We start from the raw sequence: 26,432 nt of genomic DNA, 5'->3' as shown, positions 1-26,432 counted from the left end.
ATGTATACCTAAATGACAATTAATCTCAATAAATATGTTGACCATGATGCATATATAATAGAGAATAAATTCCAATTAAGAATGACTAGTTATGAGGTGATGAAAAAATAACAAATAAACATTTTTTTCCTTGAATTTGAAGTCATATATGATCAAAAAAATAATAATTTTATTCTTAGGATTTAATAATATTACTGTTTTTGCGGATGAGCTATTAGGGAATCAAATATTTTCCCCAGTAACTGAATCTCGTAGAGCTTTACAAAGTAATTATCGTGAGATCGAAAAGTTATCAGAGAAAAGTCAAACTGAACGTTTAATTAAAAACAATGAAAAAAAAATATCGACAAAAAATAACAATATATTACCTGATTCTAATATTTGTTTGAAAATAGACAATGTTTTTTGCAAGGGATCACCTTACTTGATAAGGATGATTTAAATAAAATAACCGCATTGCCTCTTAAATGTATAACAGCTAATAATTTAAATAATTTAGCTCGTGAATTAACTCAGCTTTATATTAATAAAGGTTATATTACTTCTAGAGTGGAATTTATTCAACCCAATGCTCGAGGTGAGCTTGGGGTTCAAGTTATTGAAGGGTTTGTTGAAGGAATAAAAGGAGGTGATCGAAAGGTTAATTCTAATTTTATTTTCCCTAATATTATAAATAAACCATTGAAATTAGAAGACTTAGATCAAGGATTAGATCAAGCTAATCGTCTTCAATCAAATCAGGTAACACTGGATATATTACCTGGGGAATATAATGGAGGTTCAATTATTGTTCTTAGTAATAAGTATCGTTCTCCTTGGTCAGCGACTGCTAGTTTAGATAATTATGGGCAAGAAAATACAGGTAAATGGTTAAGCAGAGCAACATTTTCTATTGATAGTCCATTAGGAATATCTGATTTTATAAGCTTGAATACGAGTACAACGTTAAAGTCATATTCAAATAAATACAGTAGAGCGTATAATTTATTTTATTCTGTACCTTATGGAAATTTAACATTCAGTAGTTTTTACAGTTACTCTGAATACTTAATAAAACAACATCTAAAAAATACATTAATTACGCTTAACGGCAATACTCAACAATATGGTATTAAAAGTGATTATTTGTATTATAGAGATCAAAATGATTTATTCACAATTAGTGCTCAATTAACTAATAAGCAGGTGAAAAATCTTTTGTTAGATTCTTTGCTTTTTGTTAGTAGTCCAGAATTGACGGTTCTTGATTTAAGTTTAAATCACACTCATATTTTCCCAACTAGTGTTTTAAACTCTAATTTAAGTATAGAAAAAGGATTGTCAATATTTAATTTTGATAAAAAAAGAAATATTATTAATAATGAATTTAGTAAACTTAAACTATCATTTAATTATAGTTACAGTTTTAATGTTTTTGATTCTATCTACCAGTTAAATAATCAACTTTTCGCACAATATAGCCCTCATGCTCTACCTGGCGTTGAGTGGTTAAGTTTAACCGATCGATCTGCCGTTCGCGGTTTTAGTCAGACGAGTATTTCTGGTGATAATGGGTGGTTTTCTCATAATACATTATCGAATTATTATTTTATTAATAACACTGTAATTCATCCGCGATTAGGAGTAGATATTGGACAGATATACCCTCACGGTGATAGTCAGAGTAATTCTATAGTTCTGGGACTGAGTACAGGAATGTCACTCAATTATAAAAAATTTATATTTGATATGGATATCAGTCATGGAAAAATATTGTCGGGGTTAGTTTCTAAAAATGAACCAATTACGGCATTATTTAATGTTACCTATAAAATATAATAATAGAGAGATAAGAATGAAAATGGAAAGATTTATATTATCGTCATCTAGTAAAGTTGCAGTCGCTATTACGCTGGCAATGATTTCTATGCCAACTCATGCCGCTGGGATCATTTCAGGGGATGGTGGTCCGCAAGTTGCGATAGCATCAAATGGTGCTGAAATTGTTGATATCGTTAAGCCTAATCAAAATGGTTTATCACATAACCAGTACAACCAATATAATGTTAATAAATCAGGAGCTGTACTTAATAACTCATTAATTGCTGGCCAATCACAACTTGCAGGAAAACTTGGGGCAAATCACAATTTACAAGGCCAAGCGGCCAATCTTATTTTAAATGAAGTGATAACTCGCAATCCTTCATTATTGCTCGGTAAACAAGAAATTTTTGGTATGGCGGCTGATTATGTATTAGCTAATCCTAACGGCATTACTTGTGATGGTTGTGGTTTTATTAATACCAATCGCTCATCCTTAGTTGTTGGTAATCCTTTGATTAAAAATGGAAAACTAGAGAACTATCAGACTGATAATCAAAACAAATTACTGGTTAACAGCCAGGGGTTAACAACGGCAACCATTTTAGATTTAATCGCACCCAGTATTTCTGTTAATGGACGAGTTGAAGCAAAAGAGATCAACGCAATTACGGGTCACAATGATGTATCGCGTGACACTTTAACCATTACCGAGAGCAAGGGTCTGCCTCATGCAGTAGATAGTTATTATCTTGGAAGTATGCAAGCGGGTCGTATTCGAATTATTAATACTGATGAAGGCAGTGGTGTCAATCTTGAAGGCCAGCTCAAGGGGCAAGATATTGTTGCTGTTGATGTCAAAGGTAATTTATTACTTACAGCAGCAAATATTGAAGGTGATAATATTAATTTAAAAGGCCAGCACATCCGTTCACAAGGTAAAATAACAACTCATACAAATAAGTATTATGGTGCTAAGAATTATCAGAATTACCGTGGCGGGATTGATATTAATGGGCAGACTGATAGTCAACATCTACAAAGAACAGCATTAGTTGGTAAAAATATCAGTATTATTGCAGCTAAAGATAATCATCTGACTGCAACTCTTATTGAGGGTGAAGATGTTGCAGTTAAAGGTGGCAATATACAACTAGATAGTGATAAAACCGTCAATAAACAGGTGGATACCAATAATAATTGGTTTTATTCCCAGACTAATTATTCAACAACTACCTCTAAAAAAACACAGCAACACGGCACTGTTATTGATGCGAGTAAAACTGTTAATTTAATTTCGACTCAAGGTGATGTCATACTTACAGGAGCAAAAGTAACTGCGAATAAATCTTTAGTTGTCAATTCTGCTGGTGATATTGTTTTATCTGGAACAATAGAAAAAACCAAAAATGATCATAATAGAAATTTACGTAATCATACTTCAAGTCTGATTACCGGCCAGTTTCATGATAGTAATGAGACTGATACATTAAAATCATCACAATTAATCTCTAATGGTGCATTAGGGATCAATGCGCAACAGAGTGTACGATTAAAAGCAGCTAAAGTTCAATCTAAGCAAGATTTGATCATTAATGCGAAGAAAATCATTGATATTAGTGTTCAAAATACAGCCAATAATAAAACAGTTAAAGATAATAAAACCTATTGGGGGGGGATCGGCGGTGGTAATAATAACAACAATAGTAATAACAGTGATATTAGCCACGGTTCTGAAATAGTGTCAGGAGGACATTTATTAGTCTCGGCCGATGATGGTATCAATATTACAGGTAGTAAAGTCTCAGGTAAAAGCGGGGGATTTGTTAAAACTCAACATGGTGGCTTGCTAATTGACAATGCAATAAGTACTTCGATTGATAAAGTTGATACCCGTAATGGTACAGCGTTTAATATTACTAAAAACTCCAATAAATCGACTCATACGACTCAAACTGTTCACGGTAGTGCATTGGTTTCTGATGTTGATTTAAAACTATTAAGTAAAAAAGATATTGATGTGGTGGGGAGCCTTGTTAAAAGTGCTGGAACGTTAGGTATTGAATCATTAGGTACTATTAATATTAAAGCAGCACAGCAAGATGAACAGTTAGATCAAACGAAAACTAAGCTATCTGTTGATAGTTATGCTAAGGAGATCAGCGATAAACAGTATAAAGCTGGTATACATATTGAGCATACTGCAACAACAGAGAAAACGCACCAGACTAAGCATATTGGTTCATTATTAGAAGGTGAAAGTGTTAATATTTCTGCTCAAGGTGATGCAAATTTCCAAGGTTCTAAGTTAAAAACCACTAAAGGTAGCGCCAATGTTAGCGCTGAAAACGTTTCATTTCTAGCCGAGAAGGATGTAACAACCACGACGAAGACTCAAGATACTGTCGGTGGTGGCATCTACTATATTGGTGGGATTGATAAAGCGGGCTCAGGTTATGAGGCTGGGTTTTCTAAGCAAAAAAGTGAGTTGTCGAAGGAAGATGCTTTAGTCTCTAGGACTGATATTGCAGGTAATCTTATTGTTAATGCGAAAGAGAAACTGACACAACAAGGTACAGAACATCAGGTAAAAGATCAGTATAAAGAAACAGCTAAAGATGTTGCTCACTTAGCTGCTATTAGCAAAGATGAAACAAAAACAACCAAAGCATCGGCTGGAATCGATATTGGTACCAATATTGATTACAGTGGGATCACTCGACCTATAGAAAAAGCCATCAAAAGTGGCAGCAAAGGGGGTCTTAGTGATGCTATCGATAACATCGGAAAGACGGGAGCTGCAAACATTGGTGTAGATGTTACTATCGAAGCCAAAACATCTAAAAATGTTAAAGGCTCTACCACCGCATTGGTTACTAAGATCACTGCAGGATCACTAGATATTAATGCCAAGCAAACAGTGACGGATGAAGGGACTCAATATAATGCAGATAGCGGTGATTATAAGTTAACCGCAAATAAACATATAGATCATGCATCCAACAATACTCAATATGAAAATAATAGTGAAACTCATGGCTCAGGTGGCCTTCGTGTTTATACGACAACAGGTGAAGATTTAACGATTAATGCTCAAGGCCAAGGGGGTAATTCGTCATCACAAACTACAGGCTCAGAGGCGGTAACGGGATCTATTGTCGCTAAGAAAAATATTAAGATTAATGTTACGCAAGATGCGGCTTATCAAGGAGTAAAGATTCAAGCCGAACAAGGATCAACTAAGATAATTGCAGGAGGGGATGTTCAATTTGAACAAGCAAATAATACCCACTCATCATCATCAGCTAAACTAAATGCGAATGCATCGGGTTCTATAGGTACAACTCCTAATAATAAAAATATGGGAGTGGGTCTTGGTGGTGGTGTGGAAAAAATCGCCTTAGAGGAAAAAAGTGCGGTTAGCGGTTTAATCTCTTCTGGTGATAAGCTAGAAATTATCGCTGGGCATGATATTAATTTTCAAGGTACAAAAGTAACGAGTGGTAATGACACCGTTGTTGCCGCTAAAAATAAAGTAAATATTGGTGTTGCTAAGTCTACATACACTAACAAAGAGAGTCATATTGCGGGTAAATTGAATCTTGGTGGTGGAAGTAACGACACTAAAGATGGTTCTGGTGGTAATGCTTCCATTGGTGGCGCTGTAAACCTGGCATTTAAAGATGAAAACGCTGTTAAACAACAAGGTTCTGAATTTACCAGTAATCATAAAATTAGTGTCAATGCTGGCTCTAATGATAATGATGCTATTCATGGTATTGGTGCTCAATTAAAGGCTAAAGATGCTGCTTTAACTGCAGATAAAGGTGGAATTGTTTTAGAATCTGCGCAAATAACCGAGCATAAGAATAATTGGAATGCAGCTCTAAATGGTAATGCTGCCGTCAGTCAGTCATTTAAGAAGGATGAACAAGCTAAAGTCATTTCGAATAGTGGAGCAGATACTCATAATTTAAATGTCGGTTTAGGTGTTAGTGTTGATAAACTGGATCAGGAAATTAATCCCAATATTAAGATTAATGCAAATAATATCAGTATCATAACTCAAAAAGACGCGCGTCTTTCAGGGGGAGAATTAACTGCAGACAAAATCAGCGGTGATATTGGCGGCAATTTAAATATTGAAAGTCGCAATGATCACGAACATAAAGTTATTGTTAATGTTGATACTGGTATTGGTCATACTAATGCGACATCAGCAGCTATTACATCTAAATTATCTAAAGTAGGTACCCCTCATTATTCTAAGCCTCTGAAAGAAAAGTTAGATAACGTAGTAGGCTCAGGTGCAGATAAAGTGACTGAAAAATATAATACGTTTGCCCGTCACCATGATAAATCACAAGCTTCAACAGCTGCCGTAAGTTTTAATAAGGCACAAGACAAAGTAACATTACCAGAAAAACTAACAGAAAAAACGCAAGAAAAAGCAGCATGGTGGGATCTCGGTGCTCGTAAACTTGGTAATGGTGTTAAAAGTACTTTGGTTGAAGATAAAACGAAAGGCCTTAGCGGCCATGCTGGTTTCAGTTTTGATGTTGTGAATAATAACTCCGTTACAGCACAAACGGAGATTAATGCTAAAGAAGGAGTAATGGTTAATGTTAGAGGCGATACCAATCTTACAGGGGCAAAGATACACACCCATCGTGGTGGAATATCATTAGGTGATTCTAAAATTATCAATAAAGATATGCATGGATATAAAAATAATTATAGTGCGAGTTTAGATGTGCCATTCACTGTCGGTGGTGTAGTCAGTACAATTACCAAAGGTGTGACTAAGGGAGAGTCACCTATAACGGCAACAGCGAATATGAATAAAACGATAACAGCTTCAGCGATAACTAATAAGTCGTAAGTGCTTTATTTTAATCATATAGATTTTTTGTCCTAAATAGGTAAACCATAGTTAAAACAGGCTAAGTTATCAACACTTGGCCTGTTAATGTGCCAGCATGGTTAAGCATAAAGTACTCATGAGCAGCTGTTAATGATCACGATATTCTCCAAATTTATAAGCCTATGCTGTTTTAATTATGACTTCTGAAATAGATGCAAATTTACTCAATTGCCGCATGGTTAGTACCAATACTGAATCTTTTCAATTTCGTGTTAATTACGTTTACTATCATGGCAGCTATAGATCATTTATAGACTAACTTTTAACAGAATAGCTGCCTCTAAAAATGAGAAACACCACTATTATTTATTTTTTTGTAACAATCTAGGGAGAATGAAATTATTATATATCTCTCGTTTAAACTGTAAGCTATTATACTTTAACGTGGTTTTTTGTCAGCGTATATGTACGACCTATGAGGTTGATTAATTTACAGATATTCTATGTAGAAAAGGCAGATTATATTTGGGATCAATCAGGAAAAGGGAATAATAGAAATGGCTATAAATTCAATGGGTGTATCTGATAATAAATCTGATGTCATGTGGTGTGTATATTCAATGTATACACATGAGTTGGTTGAAATTACCTCTGATATCAAAGGTTTTTGTGCGTCAGCTAATTTGGGTAAAAGCGCTTACATCCAGATATATAAAACACATCAAATTTGTCCAAAGAAAAAACGACCTTACCTTCCAACGTATAAAGGTTTTTTTATTCGCCGTCATGGTAATGATTCTATTTCTTTTCCTGACAAAGTATTGCGTAAACCTGAGTTTCTCAATATTTATACATATCCTGGCTGTGAATTAATTGAAAAAATCCCCTTTTCGATGCTGAAAGAGTGGCTTATATCCAAAGGTTGTAGCGTGTATGGTACAACGCCAATGTATGCTACATATAAACGTAATCAAAAGAAGCAGTTTGCTAAGCTTCATTATAAGAATATGTTTGCTCGTCCAGTATATGGTGATATTCCTGACGACGAGCGAAAATATTATGATTTTGAAATCCCATTTCCACCAATCGTTAGATCTGACGAGTTTCGTAGTACAAAATATTGGGCTATTTTTAATGATTCTTTGGATCTAGTTACAGTAACTAATAATATTGCAGAGTTTCTTGAAAGTACCGTCGGTATACCAGCAGAACGTGGCAAGATGATTTATGCAACCAATCAAGTATCAAAACGTGTCCGTGACCAATATCCAAGTCCAATTACTGATTATTTTCGAGGATATTGCATACGGTTAGTAGAGGACTTAGAAGTAGGGACTAGTTTGCCATTACCTAAACCAATAGGTGATAATGCGTTGATGGGAGGCAAAGATCTGTTCGTATGGAATGAAAATGATCGTAACTCGATTTTTTCGAGTGAGGATTTTTATGCTTCACAGCTCGTTCCGGCATATCAGAAAACCTTTAGAACGGAGATTATTGATAAAGAAGCGCTTTATTTGCAAGCTGACAATTTTAAGAATGATCCAGTATCTCGAGTTGACGGTAAATTGGGGGCTGTATATGCCTCCGATGTGAGTGATGAAGAAATAGCGATGATTTTATCAGCTCTTGAAGTAAAGATACTCAAATGAAAGCTAAAAGTAAAAGCCGTTTACCTTTAGATTAACGGCTTTTATCAATTAGGCTCTTTGTTTGGTATTGTTTATAGATCGACGTTAATACCATGCTGTTTAAGTAATGCGTTGGCTGTTTGGAGGCGTTTTTCTAGCTCGATATTTTGAATCATATATTTTGCTATCAGGGTTGTTAGATCAGAAGTTTGTTGTTTTGATAAGTTAATAAGTGCTTGAATTTCAGTGTTTGTCGTAGGGTTTACTTCAGGCTGCTCGATTGGTTGAGTAAATGACATTGTGGTCGTAGCCCCTACCTCTTCTTTTATATCATCTTCTTCAGTTTTATTGCTGGCAGCGATTACTGGTTTTAGGTTATTGTTTTCTTCAGAGTATTCGGTATCGATTTTATTGACTATATTTTTAAGAATACGTGGATATTCAATCGTTAAGCCGCGACCAATTTTCTTTCTTACAATCGTTTCCTTCGTACTAAGAACGTTTAGTGCTTCTTCAATGACATCGACAGGATGATGTTCTGAAATATCCTTGTTGATCTTACCAAGGCTAGCAGAGCCTTCATTTTTAGTGAGGTAATGGAGAATATCATTTATACAACCATCAATATCCTTCGAAGGTTGTTCTTCAATAACAGTGGTAAAGTCATTGAATTTTAGTGTCGGCTCAAAGAAACCTTCACCAAGATCTTGTTCTTCAACAATAAAATAGCCATCATTAGAGAGTTCTATTAAAGCATCTTGAATGACTTCTGGTTTTAAATTTAGTTGTTCGGCAACCGTAGACGTAAAGAAATCGCCGTTTACAGTAGTCTTAAGCATTGGTAATAGTGACTCGGCAGAAATGGTATCAATTTTTTTTGGCCGCGGGGCAATATTGATAGTGCCTACGGTGCTAAGTTTCTCATTGGGGGATGGTTGGGTCACTGGCTCTTGAATTTCTATTTTATTTTCGGTATTCGCTAACGTATCGGATGCGTCCAATAGCTTGTAATCAATGAGAGTTTTTTGGTCTAATGTTGATGTCTTTGGATCGATAATGAGTTGTTTATCACCGTCAGTAAGAGCTTCGGATTTAATTATACCTTTAGAATTCAAAACGAGAATAGTTGCTTTTAGGAGACCTAAGAATTGACCGGTAAGTTCTCCAAGCTCACTTTGCTTAATTGAACCACCTGCTTTTAAAATTTCTTCGATTACTTTCTGATGAGGTGGACTCTGTGTGCTTAGTGAGTACGTTTCATTATTTGGCATATTAATTCTTCTTTAGTTATAAATGGCGCAAACATTTTGATAATTATAACGCTGCAATTATTAAATTCAACAAGTGTAATAGAAATGGTTAATGTAATTATATACAATCCCTTGTTGGTATATAATCGTTTGAAGTTTCGGTTTTGTTTGGGTTTTTATTATTTAAGTCAAATTTGTTTACAAAATTAATGCTTATATAATTGATTTTGTGCTTTTATGCATATCATTTAAATTGCTTTAGTATCTCTTTTATATGCAATAGGTAATAAAAACTGCTTTTGTTTTAGATAATTATATTGAGTATCAATTCAGATTAAAGTTTCTAAAGAGTTATTTCATTGCCGCGTTATCAAATTTTGCTAATTGGAAGGCTATCGGATGACAAAGAAATACTAACTAAATGTCTAAGATCAAAGGCTAAAGAAAGAGTCGTCATGGTATTACAAATAACTATTATAAAGTTTATTCTATATTTATCTTAATCCAATAGTTTATGATCTCTAATGAAGGCATATTTTAGCGTGATGGTGCGTATCATTAATATGTATATCAGCGGTTAGATTAACACGATAAGTTACGAATTGTTTGAAATAATGATAAATGTAAGACAGTTAATGCTAAGTATGCTGTTGCTGAGACTAAAATCATTCATAATAATAAAGATTATAAGTACTTATTTTGTGATACTGAGCTACAGGTGAACCTACTCTCTAAAATATGTTACATATCTATCAATTAATGTTAGTTGTTTGGGGGCGATAATTAAATAGAAATAGTTACCATTTAACTTACAAAAATAACCATATATATATAATAGTTTTAAGTAATGGTTATGCTAGGGGTAAAAAAACGCATATATGTGAGTGGTACCTTATGGTTGCTAAAGTGGTAACTACTCCGCTAATAAAATATACCAGTGGTGGTTGGTAAAATATGCATTTTAAACAAGATTAAATAATTTGCTGATATCGATACTGATTCATTATGGGAGAATAATTATTATAGTTATATCTTATAGCTTCTCATTATAAGTAGAGTGAAATGTTACTGGTTGATTTAAATTAAAATACAAAGCTATCATCTTTACTAATAACCTATAATTGTATAAATAACAATGATGTATGACTTACTTTCTGTTAATTATTTTACGTGAATTATAGTTTCCTGCATTTATAATTTAGTGATGAAACTTTTAAATAGATATCAAGTAAGTAATTAAATGCTATAGTAAATTAATAGTTGCTCATATTAACTTATGGGTATATTAATAAATTATTATAGGTAGTGCTGTTTATCATCCATATTATTTATTTTATATAAAAAAAAGCCTTTAATGCGATATATTATCATATTAAAATCTGCTATTATTTAGATTAGCAGTCATGCTGACCATAATTAAGCTTATTTACCATTATTCTTTTTTTAAGATGTTGTTGTAATGTGTATAGAACCTAGCAAGATATAATTTATTTAAGTACAGAATTGCTACTTAGCACTCATATCTGTGGATATTGATATGCTAAAATAGTATTAATAATACTTCTCATTAATATGGAAGATAGAGTGACCACTGCTTATATAGGTTTATATATATTCTATTTAAATTTTTAGAGAAAATACTGTTAATAACCTTTTAACTAAGACCTTGTTATTGATAAGGTTATTAAGAGCATTTTTTAGTAAAAAAGCATTAGCAGCGCGACTCTAACTATTGTTTTAATTGACTTTTTAATGTTGACTTGAGTATTGTCTATAGTATGATATTTGAAGTTAATTTGGATTATACCTATGAATAACTATAAATTTCTCCCAACGGATACGTGTATTCACGCTGGCTATGACCAAATTGGGTATATTAACCTTATCATCGAACATGGTGCAGGCCGTGATTATCCATTTATCGTGGTAACAAAAAATGAACAAGAAGCATTGCATCTAGTTACAGACTTAAATTTTTTATTAAATGGTATCTCTATTCACTATTTCCCTGATTTAGAGGTATTACCATATGATCAAGAAATGCCGTCCTCTGGATTGGTTTCAAAGAGAGGACGGGTTTTTCATGCACTCATGTCAGGCGCAAAAATTGATGTTATTGTAACAACGGCAAATGCTTTAATGCGCAAGAGTGCAGGAACTGAGCATTGGTTGGATTCAGTAATTACATTTAACGTAGGACAGCAGTTTGGCATTGATACAATAAAACAACAACTTAATGCGATTAACTATGAAGAATCGTTGCTAATTGAAGATTTTGGTCAATATTCTTTTCGAAATAATGTCTTTGATATTTATCCTATCGGCGAGAGTTCAGCATACCGAATTATTGTTGCAGATGATGGCAAAATATCGGAATTAAAATATTTAAATACGTCGACTCAACTCTCTCAAAGCTCAGCGGTTGAATCGATCACTGCGATGCCAGTTTACGAATTTCCATTTAACTCAGACATTATTCCTGGGTTTCGTACTAAATGGCGGAAAACGTTTAAAGATCTAGCTAATGTAACTTCTGCTCGGCAGTATAAAGACGTAACAAATGGCATTATTCCTCATTCAGCATGTTTTTATATGCCATTTTTTTGTAATAAATTACTCTCTTTGTTTGATCTTATTCCGCAAAATTCTACTTTCTTTTTTAATGAATCATCACTTGATTCAATAAATAAATTAGTGAATACAATTTCATTTCGTTATTCAGATATGCTAGATATTAATAACGGCTTTATATTGCAACCTTCAGAGTTATGGTTAACTGAAACTGTATTATCTGAAAAGCTTGATCAATATAACGTAAATGTGTTTTCAGAAATGCAGCATAAAAGTGCAAGTTCGCGTGATATTATTGCAAATGGGATTTCTCGATTTCCCACTATAGCAGCAACAATTAAGACTTTAAAACAATGGTTTGAAAACGTAGAAAATGTACTTTTTGTCATTAGTTCAGATGTTCGAGATGAGAGTCTTCGTAAACTCCTTTCGTTCATGAAAGTAACCTTTATGGATGTTGATTCTTGGGGTGATTTTTGTGGTCAAGGCGGCTTTTGTATTACTAAAGGTATACTTGAAACAGGTTTTTATGACAAAGACAATAGCCGTCTAGTTATTACCGAGAACGAATTGTACGGAATGATTTTGTCTCAAGCTGTAAGTTATAATGAAGAACTTGACAAGGTTGCTGTTGATTCTCGATATTTCTCTGATCTTGAAGTTGGTGATCCTATCGTGCATTTAAAATATGGTATCGGTAGATTTCATGGATTTGAGATGATGGATACAAATCCCACTCAAAAAACAGAACTAATCAAGATTGCTTATCAAAATGATGTGGTTAAGTTCATTCCACCTCAAGAACTTGATATGGTCTCGAGATATAGTGGAATTGAAAAAAACACAGCGCCATTTGATGAATATCATTCTAAGAAATGGACTAAAGGTCTGCATAAAGTCGTATCGGATATAAGTGCAATTTCGGGTAGCTTGAAAGATCTTCATAAAAATAAGCGAGATAATTGGAAAGGCGTTCCATGTGATAAGCCAGGTTTTGCGTACCTAAAATTTTGCAATGAATTTCCTTATCCGCTTACCATGGATCAGAGTAAAGCGATCAATGATGTTATCGTAGACTTAACTTCCGAAAGAGTAATGGATCGCTTGGTTTCTGGTGATGTCGGTTATGGAAAAACTGAGGTCGCTGTTCGCGCTGCATTTATAGCTGCACATACCGGTTATCAAGTTGCAGTTATGGCGCCAACCAGTATTTTAGCTGTTCAGCATTTTGAAACATTTAAAAAGCGATTCGAGGGCTCTGATTTAAAAATTGCACTTTTATCAGGCAAAGGTGATGCTGCTAAAGATGAGATATCTGTATTACAAGGTCTAGCAGATGGCTCTATTGATGTTGTTATTGGAACAACTCGTTTGTTGCAGAAAGATGTAAAAATACAGGCTCTTGGCTTAGTCATTACTGATGAAGAACATAGGTTCGGCGTTAAGGATAAAGAGAAGCTAGGTAATTTCTCTATAGGTATGAATGTACTATCTATGACAGCTACACCGATCCCACGTTCTATGAGTCTATCGATGCATAATATTCGTGACTTATCTATTATTGCAACGCCTCCAGCTAAGAGACTCTCAATACGCACATATGCAGTAGATAAGGAAGACTACAGTATTTCAGAGGCGATTAATCGTGAATTGGCACGCGATGGACAAGTTTTTGTTGTTCATAATCGAGTTAAAACTATCGAAGCGCGAGCAAAAGAAGTTGCAAATTCATTTCCGAATGCTGTCGTTAGGTTTGCTCATGGCCAGATGCCTGATCATGAAATGGATGCAATTATCTCTGAGTTTTTTGATGGTAAGATAGATATCCTTGTAGCAAGTACCATTATTGAAGTGGGCATAGATGTTCCTAATGCAAATACAATCATTATTGATGATGCCAATAAGATGGGCCTCGCCCAGTTACATCAGCTGAGAGGTCGAGTCGGTCGTTCACATTATCAAGCATATGCTTATCTAATACGGTCACCGTCTATTACTGAAGATGGTCGATTGAGATTATTGGCCATGGAACGAGTTAGTGGACTTGGTAAGGGACTTGAGCTTGCTAAGTATGATATGGAAATTCGTGGTGCTGGGCAGCTATTAGGGGATTCTCAGAGTGGCAGCATAATGAATGTTGGCTACGATCTGTATATGAAACTTTTAAAATGGAATTTGAAGTTAATTGATGAGGAGTCTTCTAAAAAGTCGGCTTTATTGGCTTCTGGATATAAAGGTAAGACATTCGAAGATAGTCTTACTAGAATTGTGACAGAGATTAAAGCTGGCGTCCCATCATCATACATTGTTGATACCGCCAATCGTTTTTCTGTTTATCATCAAATTTTAAATGCTGATGTTAATGAACTCAAAAATATTAAAATTGAGCTTAAAGATGTTTATGGTCCGATACCTGAACCAGTTGAAGTGCTTATGCTTATTGCAGAATATAGTCGTAAGCTTGCCGAAGTTGATATACAGACAATTTCAATAACTAGAGCAGTTTCAACAATAAAAATGCTTTCATCTGAGAGAGTTGACATTTCAGAGCGTGTGATGACTGGCTTAAATAATATGGGATATGAATCAGCGTTAGGTTCTGAGGTATCAAATAACAGGGACGATTCAGCTAAGAAGATTAAGTTATTTGCGACATGTACTAATATGACTGAGCTAAGTTTTATCCTAGCAGATCTTTATCAATCGGCTCTTAAATCAAACCATGATGCTATAAGAGAGAGAGAAATTAAAATCTCAGCATAGAGATGAGTTAGGAATAAAAAGAGAGCTATATAATGAGAATAATATCGCATTTAATTATCAGCATATAGTCTCTTTTTAGGACATTGATATTGGAAATTCATTGAAAACAATATTTGTATATATCTTGTTATTTTAAAGGTTTTTTTATTATCTTCTTAGCAATAGATAGTTTATTTCATCTTCTTTTTATCACCAACCTCCGTTATTCAAAGCGCTTTCGTTTCCACTTCAAGTTCTACTAATCGTCTCTTGTATTTAAATCACCTAGTGATCTATTATTTATGACTGTTAGCATGAATTTTGCATAAAAACTATGTATTAGTGAATATTTATTCTTTAGATGGTTCTAATCTTTAATTAATACACAAAACAAATTCAAAAATAAAAAGCTGTTTGTAATATGCACTTAAGAAAATTTATTGATTGCAAGTATATGCATGTAAATATAAAAACATTTACATACAAAAAATAACTCTCATTAAATTTAAAATCTAACCACTCCATCTACAAATACAACATACAATTAAAGTGTGACAGCGTCACAAAAAAGCACTTGAGTGGATAATATGTTACATTGTCACTTAAGTTTAGAGCTCTTACATAAGTGTGCTCTTTTAACGCGAGCACAAATACGGTTTCACAGCCAAATATTGAAAATAGAATGCTTATTAGCCTTTGTGTTGTGATGAAGTGTAATTCATCACAACACAAAGGCTAAATATAAATTATAAGAGAATTTGAGATATTGAACGGTGGCTAGCGAACGGTTCTGATAAACGTTACGACGTAATTAAGGTTGGTGATATTAAATTTAACCTAATTAATTGTATGATGTAGAGCTGTTCAATATATTAAAATATGCTCTATTTGACGTTATTAATAATAGACTATTGTTATTAAAGCTGGTGATCAAATTCGTCGTTGCGATTACTTTACTAACGTTAATATCTTTATTTAAATCATGCAATTATGTTATTTTTTAGCGCTAATTTTATGATATTAATGATTACAAGAAATGATGTTCTATTCTCGCTAGGGTTTGTCTGGTGTTATCTGTATATGGTATAGTGCGGCTATTATTTGTCGTTGGTATGTATAACTTCGAAGGTTAGTAATTACATATTTATTCGTACTTTTTTGATTAGAATTAATTTCGAGTATATTTTATGCGTAATATTATTGTATTGTTAAGTGCATTATCCTTAGCTGGCTGTGGCGGGAGTTCAGATCCAGAAAAAACTGTTGCTGTACCGTCAGCTATTATTAAACCTATGACTGTACAAGCTGTAATCCCAAAAGATCTATCCTCAGTATTTTTCCATGTTGGTTTATACCAAAATGGTGCTACAGATATAAAATATATTGAAAAAAATTCTAGCTATGGGCTTAATCTAACGGTATTGAATAAACATGATCAGTATCAAGATAAGATATCTCATAAACTCAATTACACCGATGCTAATGGTAATATTTACTCTGAAAACTATGTAGTTGATGTACAAAATAAATTGCTCATAAAAGTTAATGAAAGTATTTTGCACAAAGATCAGACATATAAAACGTTTAATTATAATGGCCAATATATACAATTTGATTTCAACTTAGAAAAAGGTCAGGAACGAATTCAAAAATTTAACGTAAATACGTATGATAGCGCCTCGCATGAACTGCTTGTTATACCAACAAAAGTGACGACAAAATATCTCGGTTTAGATAATCTCGATATTAATAATACTCGTTATAATGCTGGTAAATTTGAGACTATTGAAGAGCTTGGACACTTTAAAGCCACTATAACCACTTGGTTTAATATTAATAATGGTATAGTTTTAAAACAGCTTAAAATTATTAAAAATTCTAAAAATAATACACTAGAAACAGATGCAATTAATATCGTAGATTCTTCTATTAATTATAGCTCTGTCTATAACAATATTACCTTTACTAAGTTCAACCGTACTAGGGATAGTGAAAATAATGAGTTTATTACAAATGTTGTTTATGGTGATAGTTCAGTCACTGATGGCGTAGATACCTTTATAATAAAAAAAGGCTAAATCATTATTTATGGGTTACTTAAAAGGTGACCCTTTTGTGTGTTTGTAGTCACAAAAAATTATAGTGCATTAGAAATTCAATAATCAATCTTGGAAATGGGATATTTGTTCTTATCTCATTTTTATTGCTTTAGTTGCAACAATCCACCTAATAGAAAACACTTCGCATTGTTACAGTGTCACTAATCGCTTGATAAAAAACATTTAACTGGCACGATGAACCTTTCTCCCACAGACGTAATCTTTCGGATAAGCATTCCTTATTTAAAAACTTAGCTCGGTAATAATACACGGATCGGAATGATTATAGGTATTGAAGTTTTCTCGTCACACTGTGATCAACGTATAACCCTTGCATGGAAGAAATAGACTTTTATGGCAAAATATTTTCAAGGCCGAGGTTGTTTAAATCAGTAATTCAATTTGTATCTAATCCTTATTTACCTCATTATAGGTAGATATTTTGGAGCAAATCAAATATGAATATAAGCGTATACGACAAGGAAAAGTTTGAATCATTGCGTAACCACTATGGACTCATTCCGGCACAATTACGCAACTTATACTTAGATCCTAATGACCTTGAAGTTGAACATATTACTAAAGCTGTTGAGAAAGCTAATGAGTTAGGTATTCCAATATATGAGATACCACATATGGCTGCTGCGGTAGAGGTTTTATTAAACGATTTTCTTAACCATGGGTCGAATCACCGCTCTAGATCTATTAAAAGACTTAACGATGGCTGGAAAGCATTCGTTAAATTCTTTATTAATGAAGATAAATGGAAAAATCATAGTTATATACCAGCAAAGCCAAAAGCTGTGTGCGATTACATAGAGTACCGATACAATAATGGGATTCATCGCAATACCCTTAAATTAGAACTATGGGCGATTCGTGCTGTTCATAGGGCAACAGGGATGCCTGATCCAACAATGGCTAAATCTGTTGAGCGCGCGGTAGGGAAATTGATCACTCAACAAGCACTGGATGAGCGTTTTATCAAGCAAGCAACCCCTTTAGGTTATGATGCTATCACATTGCTACTACAAAAATGGCGTTATTCTTGCAGTATAACAACGCGGCGTAATCTAGCATTTATTGTTACGGCTTATGAAGGATTATTTCGTTATTCTGAGATAGTTAATATTAAGATGAAACACCTAAAGCTAAGAGATGATGGCTCACTATTAGTAACATTGCCAATAACAAAAACCAACCATTCGGGTGATGCTGATATTGTAGTGCTTTCAAAACATACTAGAGATTTAATTGAAGAATACATGTCATTAGCGAACATCAGTTACAAAGATACATCAGAAGAATCGCCATATTTATTTAAACCGGTATCTGCTTGGGGGAAAGAAATAAAAACCAATAATAAAATACTTATGCATAATAGCATTATGGCACTATTAAAAAATGCACACAAAGAGGTCTATAAGGGCTTTGACGAAGACGAAACACCAAAAACATATACATCTCATTCAATGAGAGTTGGTGCTGCTCAGGATATGTTTAAACGTGGTATCGAATTATCACGTATAATGAAAGCAGGGCGGTGGTCGTCATCTAGTATGCCAATGCGTTACGGTCGCGGTCACATTGCAGATGGTGCGACAACTGAAATATTACAAAGCCTGTTCGAGAAGTGACGATAGGGCTAATAACTTCCACCAATATCAGCATTTTTTCAATAGCCAGGAAGGAGGAAGTAAAAATCGTAGTGATGACGAGATAGGTAACATAACGATACTATTGTATGTAGCCATACGTTTACCATGCAGTGTATGACTACATTAGAGTTTATTGGCGCCTCGGTTTACCAAAAAAATAACCTTGGCCAATATGACAACCAAGAGATCGCATTATTAGCGCTTGTTCGTATGTCTCTATACCCTCTGCAATAATATTATGATTAGTACTCTTTAGCATCTTAGTCGTATAGGTTGTTAAGGTCGACACATCCGTCAAGGCGGCAGCATAAGAAGAAGTATTACGCTTAAATTTATATCGCTTTTTGTGCAAAATATTTTTAAGCGATCCATTAGGAATAGACTTGGTTAATATAAGTTTAAGAATCAAAAATAAGCCTAGATCATGGTAGTGTAGGCCGTTACAAAAGAACCTATCTAATTTTATCGTATTAATCGGCAGATAGGTTAAGTAATTAATATTTGAAGCCCCGGTACCGAAATCATCAATCGCTATATTAAACCCATTTGCTGCAATCTCGATCAACGCATGATATATCTGGGATCCCTTCTTTATTACTATTGCCTCTGTAATTTCAAACTCGATAAGTGTTGGGTCAATCTCAAACTCAATAGTTTTTGTTTTTATATATTCAACAAAATCACAATTTTTGTTCAATGATAAGCCGTCTATATTAATAGATATGCGTGTTGGTGTGCCGTTCAATCGCCATTCTTGACTTTTTTTGAACCCTGTAGCAATGACCCACTTATCAAGAGCTGATTGTAACGAATAAAATTTGAACCAACAAAGCATTTCGTCAGGTGGTACTAGGCCGTATTTGGGGTGATCCCATCTAAGTAACGCTTCCACACCCACCTTTTTAAATGTATTGAGATCGACTTGAATTTGATACCAAAGTTCTAATTGATCCGTATCTATAGCATTCAATAACTCATACTTACTGAACAAATAATGACTACTATTAATATTTACATTCGGTCCCTCTAAATCCTCATGAAAATTGATATCATTCATTAATTTCCAAACTGTTTTATCTCTATCACCAGAAAATGTTGCAATATTACATTCAACGTTAACCAAACAATTTGTATCACCAACAGTATGGAGGTAACCTCTTTTAAGGATACGTTTAAAATTTTTTTGTACAATAGAGTTCGTATCCCCTTGGCATAACAACGCCATTCTCGCTTTACCGAACTCGTAAGCATTAATCCATTTTCCAGGCATAGTTTTTTTTCCTGCCGCTAGTGCCCATAGTGACAGATAATGCATCATGCTTGTAAATTCAACTTGACCAGATATATGGGCATGTTTAGGTGCATCAATAGCATTAATAATGATAAGAGAAAATTTCTGCCTATCTTCTATTTTTTGCTCAATATCTTCATAAAGATAAAACTGAGGTCTGATCAAAATTTTCTCCTCGATAAATTATCACTGCAATATTAGATGCCTTAATAATCATATAACCTATTGAATCAGATAGTCTATTCATATCCAGCTTCAATATAGATTATGGTACAACACGGTTGTTAACCGTATAGATTGTAATTTAATATTAAATTTATAAAAAATATCAATTAAATATACTGTAATTAAAAATGAGTCATTTGTAGATAAAACTATTTTGAATACGCTATGTTACCAGAAAATCAACAGCCATGACGTTAAATAACCAACAAAACAATACTAGAATGGGAAGTTTTTAATCAAAACCATATCTCAACATCCCAATTAAATATATTCATTATCAATAAAACATATAAAAACCACAACCAATTAATTACACAAAAATAGGAAGTATAAGTTATCTCGTAAAATCGAGGGTTCACATATTGATTCATTCTTTGACCATAACTAAACCTAATTACCCCCTCTTTAACAATCAACACTGACCTCAATACTGAATACATAAGAGTTTAATCAATTTCAAAAAGGTTTCTCAACAGCTAATTTATGCAAATAGTAGCGATAGAAAAACAACATAAAGCACAGTAGAAAAATAGTTGCATCTGTCTTATGGGATTAATCTCAATAGTTACATAAGTTGATACACTTTTTCTCATCTAAAGTTATCTTTAACAAAATGATTTCTTGTGACTTTACTCATGACTAAAAGTAATATTTAGACATGAGTAAATGAGAACAATTTTCCATATGCATCACGATGATTAAAGTGTATACTTATTCAAGTTACAGAAGAATATTTAGTCATTAGCAATGAAGCATAAAATAGACATTATTTATATGCATTAGGTTGCAAATATAAAAATATGATATATAATTATTCAAGCAGGGAAGGAACATGATTGATGTTTTATCAGAGGAAGATAACATCAATCATGCTTAATAAAATTTGAGGTAGATATAAAAGGATAACAGAAGTAATTGATTCTGTGAAAATGCTATTAAAGGGTTAGATCGACGTAGATATATTTATATCTACATGGATTACGATAAAATGTAGATATAGATTTTCAAATCGATTTAAATGAATAAGTTTCTTTGCAATATTCACCATAATCAGGGAAAGATCGCAAATATATTTCAATACTGAACGTCAAAGAAGCAGTTCCCTCAACATAAGTCTTTACTGCCCTTTGATACTCTAATGATGATTTACAAAAATTCACCACATAGTTAGACAGCATTTGATCAAACTCATAAGACTTAATTTGTAACATATCAATTGATTTAGACATACAAGCTTTACATGTCCTGATAACTCTTTCCATATGCTGATCAAGAGTTTCCACTAATGATCTAGCAGCTTCATCATCTGTTAAAGGAATTAAGGCGCATTGAATTATTGATCTTAAGTTCTCCATATTTTTTATCGTTGTTAAACATGCTGAATATGCTGAAGAAGGTAGTTCAATGTAATAATTACATTCAATCTTATTTAAAAGTAATGGTAAATAGCCATTAATGATTCTAATAGATTCATTGTAAAGGTAATTAATAAATAGTACTCCAATATTTATTATGGTTGTCGAGCATGCCAAATATGCCGAAGAAGGTAATTTACTTCATCATACCATCTAATTGTATGATGATTATTATATTGCTAGATATCATTAGTGCAATAACTTATTGATAAAATAGATGGAAGATCGATACAACAGCCTAACCAATAACCACACGGAGCATAAAGCATACAGTTAAGTCAGAGTATTGAAAAATACCCCCGAAAAATACCAAATAGGGATTAATTTAAAGCTAATGATATAGCCTTAAGGAATTATTAAAATTGTAAACGTGCGAATAAATGAAAATTTGTTTCGTTCTCTAAGTTATAACCTACAATCTATTTCATCTATATTAAATGCAACATTAAAGGAACTCTTTGATTTAAATCTACTAAGGAATATTAATTCATAAATTATTACATTAATTAATGGATTAGGGCCATAAAGGATTAAATATCAGAAAGCGGTTTTACCAATAGAACATACCTGCAATATCCAGATCTGTTCTATTTGGTAGCATTCTCGCTATGCACTTATTTCATGAGAGATATTTTCACCCATTTTTTTAATATCAAACACTTCTGATGATATGCCAGCTTTCTCTACTGCCTGTGGCATACCATAAACAACACAACTTTCTTTGTCTTGTGACCAAATCACAGATCCACTTTCCTTCATTAGTCTAGCTCCCTCACAACCATCCGATCCCATGCCAGTTAAAAGCACCCCTAAAGCACCTCCAGGAATAGCCTTAGCTATTGATGTAAACAGAAGATCAACACATGGTGCATAATTTAGCCCCATAGCATCTTCAGATACTCTTAGCCTTACTACTTTCTGTCGTCCCTCTAACGTCATCTGGCGACCACCAGGAGCAAGATAAGCGACACCAGCCTTCAGCACCTCACCAGATTGTGCCTCTTTAACAGTAATATTACATATAGTATTAAGTCTTTCTGCAAAGGCCGTGGTAAATAGAGCTGGCATATGTTGGGCAAGCAATATAGGGCATGGAAAATTAGCAGGTAACTTCATAAGCACCTGTTGAAGAGCAACAGGTCCACCTGTTGACGAACCAATAACCAATAAATCGTATTTCCTCGCTGAGTGCTTAAATGGCCGGTTAGTAAAACTGCTCTTAACATGAGGGGGGGCAGCATCTGATAGTGAAGTCGGCCTTACTTTTTGACCGCTAACTGCCAAATGAGATGGCGATAAACGTAATGCGAGTGATGTAGAGTAGTTTGGTTTGCGATTAATAAACCGTGATCGTCTTGCTAAATCGGTTACTTTTTTTATTAAAACACTTTTAAAATCGTTCTCATTATCTGAAACCGTCTTAAAGTTTTTCAACATAAAATCAGAAGCGCCAGCATCTAAAGCATCAAGAGTCTGGTGTGTTCCTTCTCTTGTCAATGAAGATAACATAAGGATAGGTATAGGGTGATCTCTCACTATCCTTCTTACTGCAGTAACGCCATCCATCACCGGCATTTCAATATCCATTGTAATCACATCAGGCATTAACTCGCTGACCTTGTCTATAGCCTCTTTACCATTCACCGCTACGCCAACAACCTTAATAACCATGCTTGACTCAAGCATGCTGACGATCATTTTCCTAAAAAAGGCTGAATCATCAACTACTAACACCTTAATTTCTGTCATAATTATTTTAACCTATATGCAATGCCAGGCTCGCATCTAACCATATCAAACTTATTAGATAATCCACCAAGAGTTTCTGAAGCCCCTAGGAATAAATAACCTCCAGGGTTAAGTTGTGCTGCTATTTGACCTAAAACTTTTGCTTTCATATCCGGAGAAAAATAAATTAAAACATTCCTACAAAAAATGATGTCAAATTTACCCAACAGAGCATAACTATCTTTCAAATTTTGAGACCTAAAAGTCACCATTCGCTTTACTTTATCGCATAATCGCATACGACCATCCTTGTTATCCTCAAAGAAAAACCTTCTACGATCTGCAGATAATCCTCTATTCATGGCTAACTCATCATAAATACCCGCTTTACAAGCATTCAACATTTCAGAAGATATGTCAGTACCGACAATAGAGACATTATTTAATAATCCAGGAAGCCTAGTCTGTGTTTCAAGTACTGTTATAGCAATTGAATACGCCTCCTGCCCAGACGAACTAGCTGCTGACCAAACACGAATAGTTTTTTTCTTCTCAATCAATTCAGGGAAAATTTTTGATTGAAGAACTTTAAAAGGATAAACATCTCGAAACCACAACGTTTCATTGGTTGTCATAGCATTAATTACGTTATTTTTGAGCTCCGTATGGCCAGGAGCTTTGATTAATTGCATCAATTCAGATATTGTGGATATTCCAATTTTTGTCATTAATGGACTTAATCTACTTCTTACCAAATATTGTTTTCCATCGCTAAGAACTATTCCGCACTGTGCTTCTAGGAACCGACAAAATTCTGTGTATTCTTGTGTACCTATTATCATTGTCAAAGCTTTACTTCCCATTATTAACTCAATATTATTTTCTATTTTTTCAATATACACTAGCCGTCTGATATAACAAAAAGCGATAGCTTGGCCACCAAATTAGCGGGCAATACTCATGTAAGCAGCATGAATTTTGAACGTATATTTAAGAAGAAATCTAACTAAACACCTTCCATATTCAGTTAACTATTTAATTACTACTCTAGCCACGCTAGCTAAGCATGTATCCTTAACAGTAACCATAACCTAATAGAACAGCATAGATTGAGGCTACCTTCTGTTGTAGAAAGAACTTCCTGTAAGTTCAAAGTTCTTTGTGTATAAAAATGTTTATAGTTATAAAAAAATATAACTATCGATGTCCTGAAATAATGTCACCAAATTTTGTTATCCTCAGTGAACGTAAGCTTCAAAGATAACAAATTTAGTCAATCAATATATTATAAATTAATCATGTTATAAATGTCAGGTATGTTATAATATATCGAATAAATAATAAAATTCATTTTAAAATACACTCCAGACTTTTTTACTATAGCTATTTTCTTCAGACCCCAAACTTATTGACATTCGAGGGTCATTCAAATTAATCAGATATCCACCGCAATCGAAAGAAACCAAATCATACTAGGAACATCAATAAACACATATCAATTAATTTCCATGTAATTAATGAACTAACTTTTTTTAATCACTACTAGAGAATTTCTAATAGTATCTACTATATGATATTAATGTCTTCAAGAAAATAGCGGAACATTAGGAATGTGGGATTTTAATGCACCCCGATAAAGTCTTAATCCATTACCAGTTAATTTTATAAGTTAAATTAACCTATTGTATATCAATAAAAGCGAGTAATTTATGATAAAATGGTAACTTGTAAAATAATAGTGTGAATTAATTTTATGATTTTAACAAAAAAATCATAAACTTGCTTAATTATCTATCTTGAAAATGACATAACACCGCTTAAAATCATAAACAAATCATGTCATTTGATAGTTGTGATAATTTTTGTGACTTTTAATTCTTAAAAATATAGAAAAATGTTCTATAACTACCAGCAGTATATCAAGAGGTTGGCTATAGATTATATCTATAATTCTTTTGGAATTAGTTATCTTTTTAAGATATCTAAATAATTTTAATATATTTAATGGCAATAATCTAACCCACAGCTTATTTGAATGTATATGACAAATTTTTAATAATTATCGGCGATAATCAATCATCACTTTCCCAGTTTAATACTAAAATAGGAACATCTTTTGGAATGCCAACATCTCGATACTGATCAAAAACCTCTTTCCGTTCAACGTCTTCTATTTCATCGTTCTCACAATCAAGAAATAAAGCAGCTGCATTTATAGCATCAGCTTCGTTATAGCCAAAAACAATGGCTTGAAAACCTTCATCGCTGGTACAAACATAGGCGACTGACTGAGGATTATTAACTTCATTTGTCATGATCGAAATTTGCCAATTAATAAGATACTAAATTGAAAGTTATTTTTAATGATGACAAGTTACAAGTCAATGATTATTTGAAATTATATTTCACTAAAGTGACTACCTATTAAGTAATATCGCTTAGTTAAAATCGAAATATTTAGGAGAAATAATCTGTGCCGTATATCGCTAAATATTCTCGACTGAGCTTAAATATTTAGCGATAGAAAACCGAAACATTTCGAATGTACTACAATGAGAATAAAAGTAATAAAGTTTCAATACTGACAGCATACTATGACAATGTTTACAGTTTTCTCATCAGCCACTGAAACAAAATAAGCTATTGAAAAAATTGATAAAATAACAAAAAACGGCATTCTTCAATGCATAAATTTAAAGAAATGATATTGTAGAGTAATAATAAAAGCGGTCTTTTATCAGCGTAAATTTAGCGATTGATGACATGATTTAGAGAATGCCGGCACTCGAAATCATACTGCTTTTCTCTTTAAAAAAAGACACTACATCCACAAGTAAGAGTATGTTATCAGATAGAATTTTTAATACAGGATCACAACAACATAGTTATGTTTTCAAAAAAATCCCCAACATAAAATAATTAAATTTAGAAGATGAAATGATAAATTAGTCGCATTTCGTTATCATAAATTCAGGCCTGAATGCCTAAAACTATGATGGCTCACTTTAGGTTAACAGTATTACTATATATTATGGTTTTACCTAAAATATTTAAAAAAAAATTATTATTCCTTTAATAATAGTACAACTATTAAGTCTCACGAATGAGAATGTAAACTTAAAAAACTCATTCAGTATGTTATTCGCACAAAAAAATTA

The 26,432-nt window shown here is 33.3% G+C and carries 13 protein-coding genes; 7 read left to right on the top strand and 6 right to left on the bottom strand.

Annotation, left to right across the window (positions count from 1 at the left end):
- Positions 1–148 precede the first annotated feature (148 nt).
- The 4 genes from PPBDW_RS22655 (at position 149) to PPBDW_RS22640 (ending at position 8,316) form a co-directional block, all read left to right on the top strand.
- Entirely contained in the window at positions 149–442 is a 294-nt protein-coding gene (locus tag PPBDW_RS22655) for a hypothetical protein (protein ID WP_054262251.1), read from the top strand.
- Positions 406–1,818 (top strand): ShlB/FhaC/HecB family hemolysin secretion/activation protein, encoded by a 1,413-nt coding sequence (locus tag PPBDW_RS22650; protein ID WP_054262250.1) that lies wholly within the window; start codon positions 406–408, stop codon positions 1,816–1,818. The genes PPBDW_RS22655 and PPBDW_RS22650 overlap by 37 nt, the downstream gene beginning before the upstream one ends.
- A 22-nt stretch (positions 1,819–1,840) precedes the next feature.
- The gene (locus tag PPBDW_RS22645) at positions 1,841–6,682 is read left to right on the top strand and encodes a hemagglutinin repeat-containing protein (RefSeq protein WP_181950662.1); all 4,842 of its coding nucleotides are present in this window, start codon (positions 1,841–1,843) and stop codon (positions 6,680–6,682) included.
- 539 nt (positions 6,683–7,221) lie between these two features.
- Complete coding sequence (locus PPBDW_RS22640) at positions 7,222–8,316, top strand: hypothetical protein (protein ID WP_036788683.1); 1,095 nt, start codon at positions 7,222–7,224, stop codon at positions 8,314–8,316.
- A gap of 71 nt (positions 8,317–8,387) precedes the next feature.
- Here PPBDW_RS22640 and PPBDW_RS22635 read toward each other — a convergent pair whose 3' ends face one another.
- Entirely contained in the window at positions 8,388–9,566 is a 1,179-nt protein-coding gene (locus PPBDW_RS22635) for a hypothetical protein (protein ID WP_036788680.1), read from the bottom strand.
- 1,788 nt (positions 9,567–11,354) lie between these two features.
- Between PPBDW_RS22635 and PPBDW_RS22630 the strand changes: the two genes are divergently transcribed.
- From PPBDW_RS22630 to PPBDW_RS22620, 3 genes are all read left to right on the top strand, one after another.
- Positions 11,355–14,879 (top strand): DEAD/DEAH box helicase, encoded by a 3,525-nt coding sequence (locus PPBDW_RS22630; RefSeq protein WP_036788677.1) that lies wholly within the window; start codon positions 11,355–11,357, stop codon positions 14,877–14,879.
- 1,166 nt (positions 14,880–16,045) lie between these two features.
- Positions 16,046–16,936, top strand: a complete 891-nt coding sequence (locus tag PPBDW_RS22625; protein WP_036788674.1) for a hypothetical protein — start codon at positions 16,046–16,048, stop codon at positions 16,934–16,936.
- 479 nt (positions 16,937–17,415) lie between these two features.
- Positions 17,416–18,594, top strand: a complete 1,179-nt coding sequence (locus PPBDW_RS22620; RefSeq protein WP_036788671.1) for a tyrosine-type recombinase/integrase — start codon at positions 17,416–17,418, stop codon at positions 18,592–18,594.
- Positions 18,595–18,745: 151 nt separating this feature from the next.
- Here the strand turns inward: PPBDW_RS22620 and PPBDW_RS22615 are convergent, their stop codons facing one another.
- From PPBDW_RS22615 to PPBDW_RS22595, 5 genes are all read right to left on the bottom strand, one after another.
- Positions 18,746–20,071, bottom strand: coding sequence for an EAL domain-containing protein (locus tag PPBDW_RS22615; RefSeq protein WP_036788668.1), 1,326 nt, complete (start codon positions 20,069–20,071; stop codon positions 18,746–18,748).
- A 1,064-nt stretch (positions 20,072–21,135) separates the two neighbouring features.
- Entirely contained in the window at positions 21,136–21,486 is a 351-nt protein-coding gene (locus PPBDW_RS22610; RefSeq protein WP_036788665.1) for a hypothetical protein, read from the bottom strand.
- Between the two features lie 666 nt (positions 21,487–22,152).
- Positions 22,153–23,295 carry a protein-glutamate methylesterase/protein-glutamine glutaminase gene (locus PPBDW_RS22605; RefSeq protein ID WP_036788661.1) on the bottom strand — a complete coding sequence of 381 codons (1,143 nt, stop codon included), beginning with the start codon at positions 23,293–23,295 and terminating at the stop codon, positions 22,153–22,155.
- A 2-nt stretch (positions 23,296–23,297) separates the two neighbouring features.
- Positions 23,298–24,122, bottom strand: a complete 825-nt coding sequence (locus PPBDW_RS22600; RefSeq protein ID WP_036788735.1) for a CheR family methyltransferase — start codon at positions 24,120–24,122, stop codon at positions 23,298–23,300.
- 1,224 nt (positions 24,123–25,346) lie between these two features.
- Entirely contained in the window at positions 25,347–25,589 is a 243-nt protein-coding gene (locus PPBDW_RS22595; RefSeq protein ID WP_036788659.1) for a hypothetical protein, read from the bottom strand.
- Positions 25,590–26,432: the final 843 nt, after the last annotated feature.

This window comes from Photobacterium kishitanii (assembly GCF_000613045.3).
GTDB classification, from domain to species: domain Bacteria; phylum Pseudomonadota; class Gammaproteobacteria; order Enterobacterales; family Vibrionaceae; genus Photobacterium; species Photobacterium kishitanii.
This window is presented reverse-complemented; position numbering and strand designations above follow the sequence as displayed.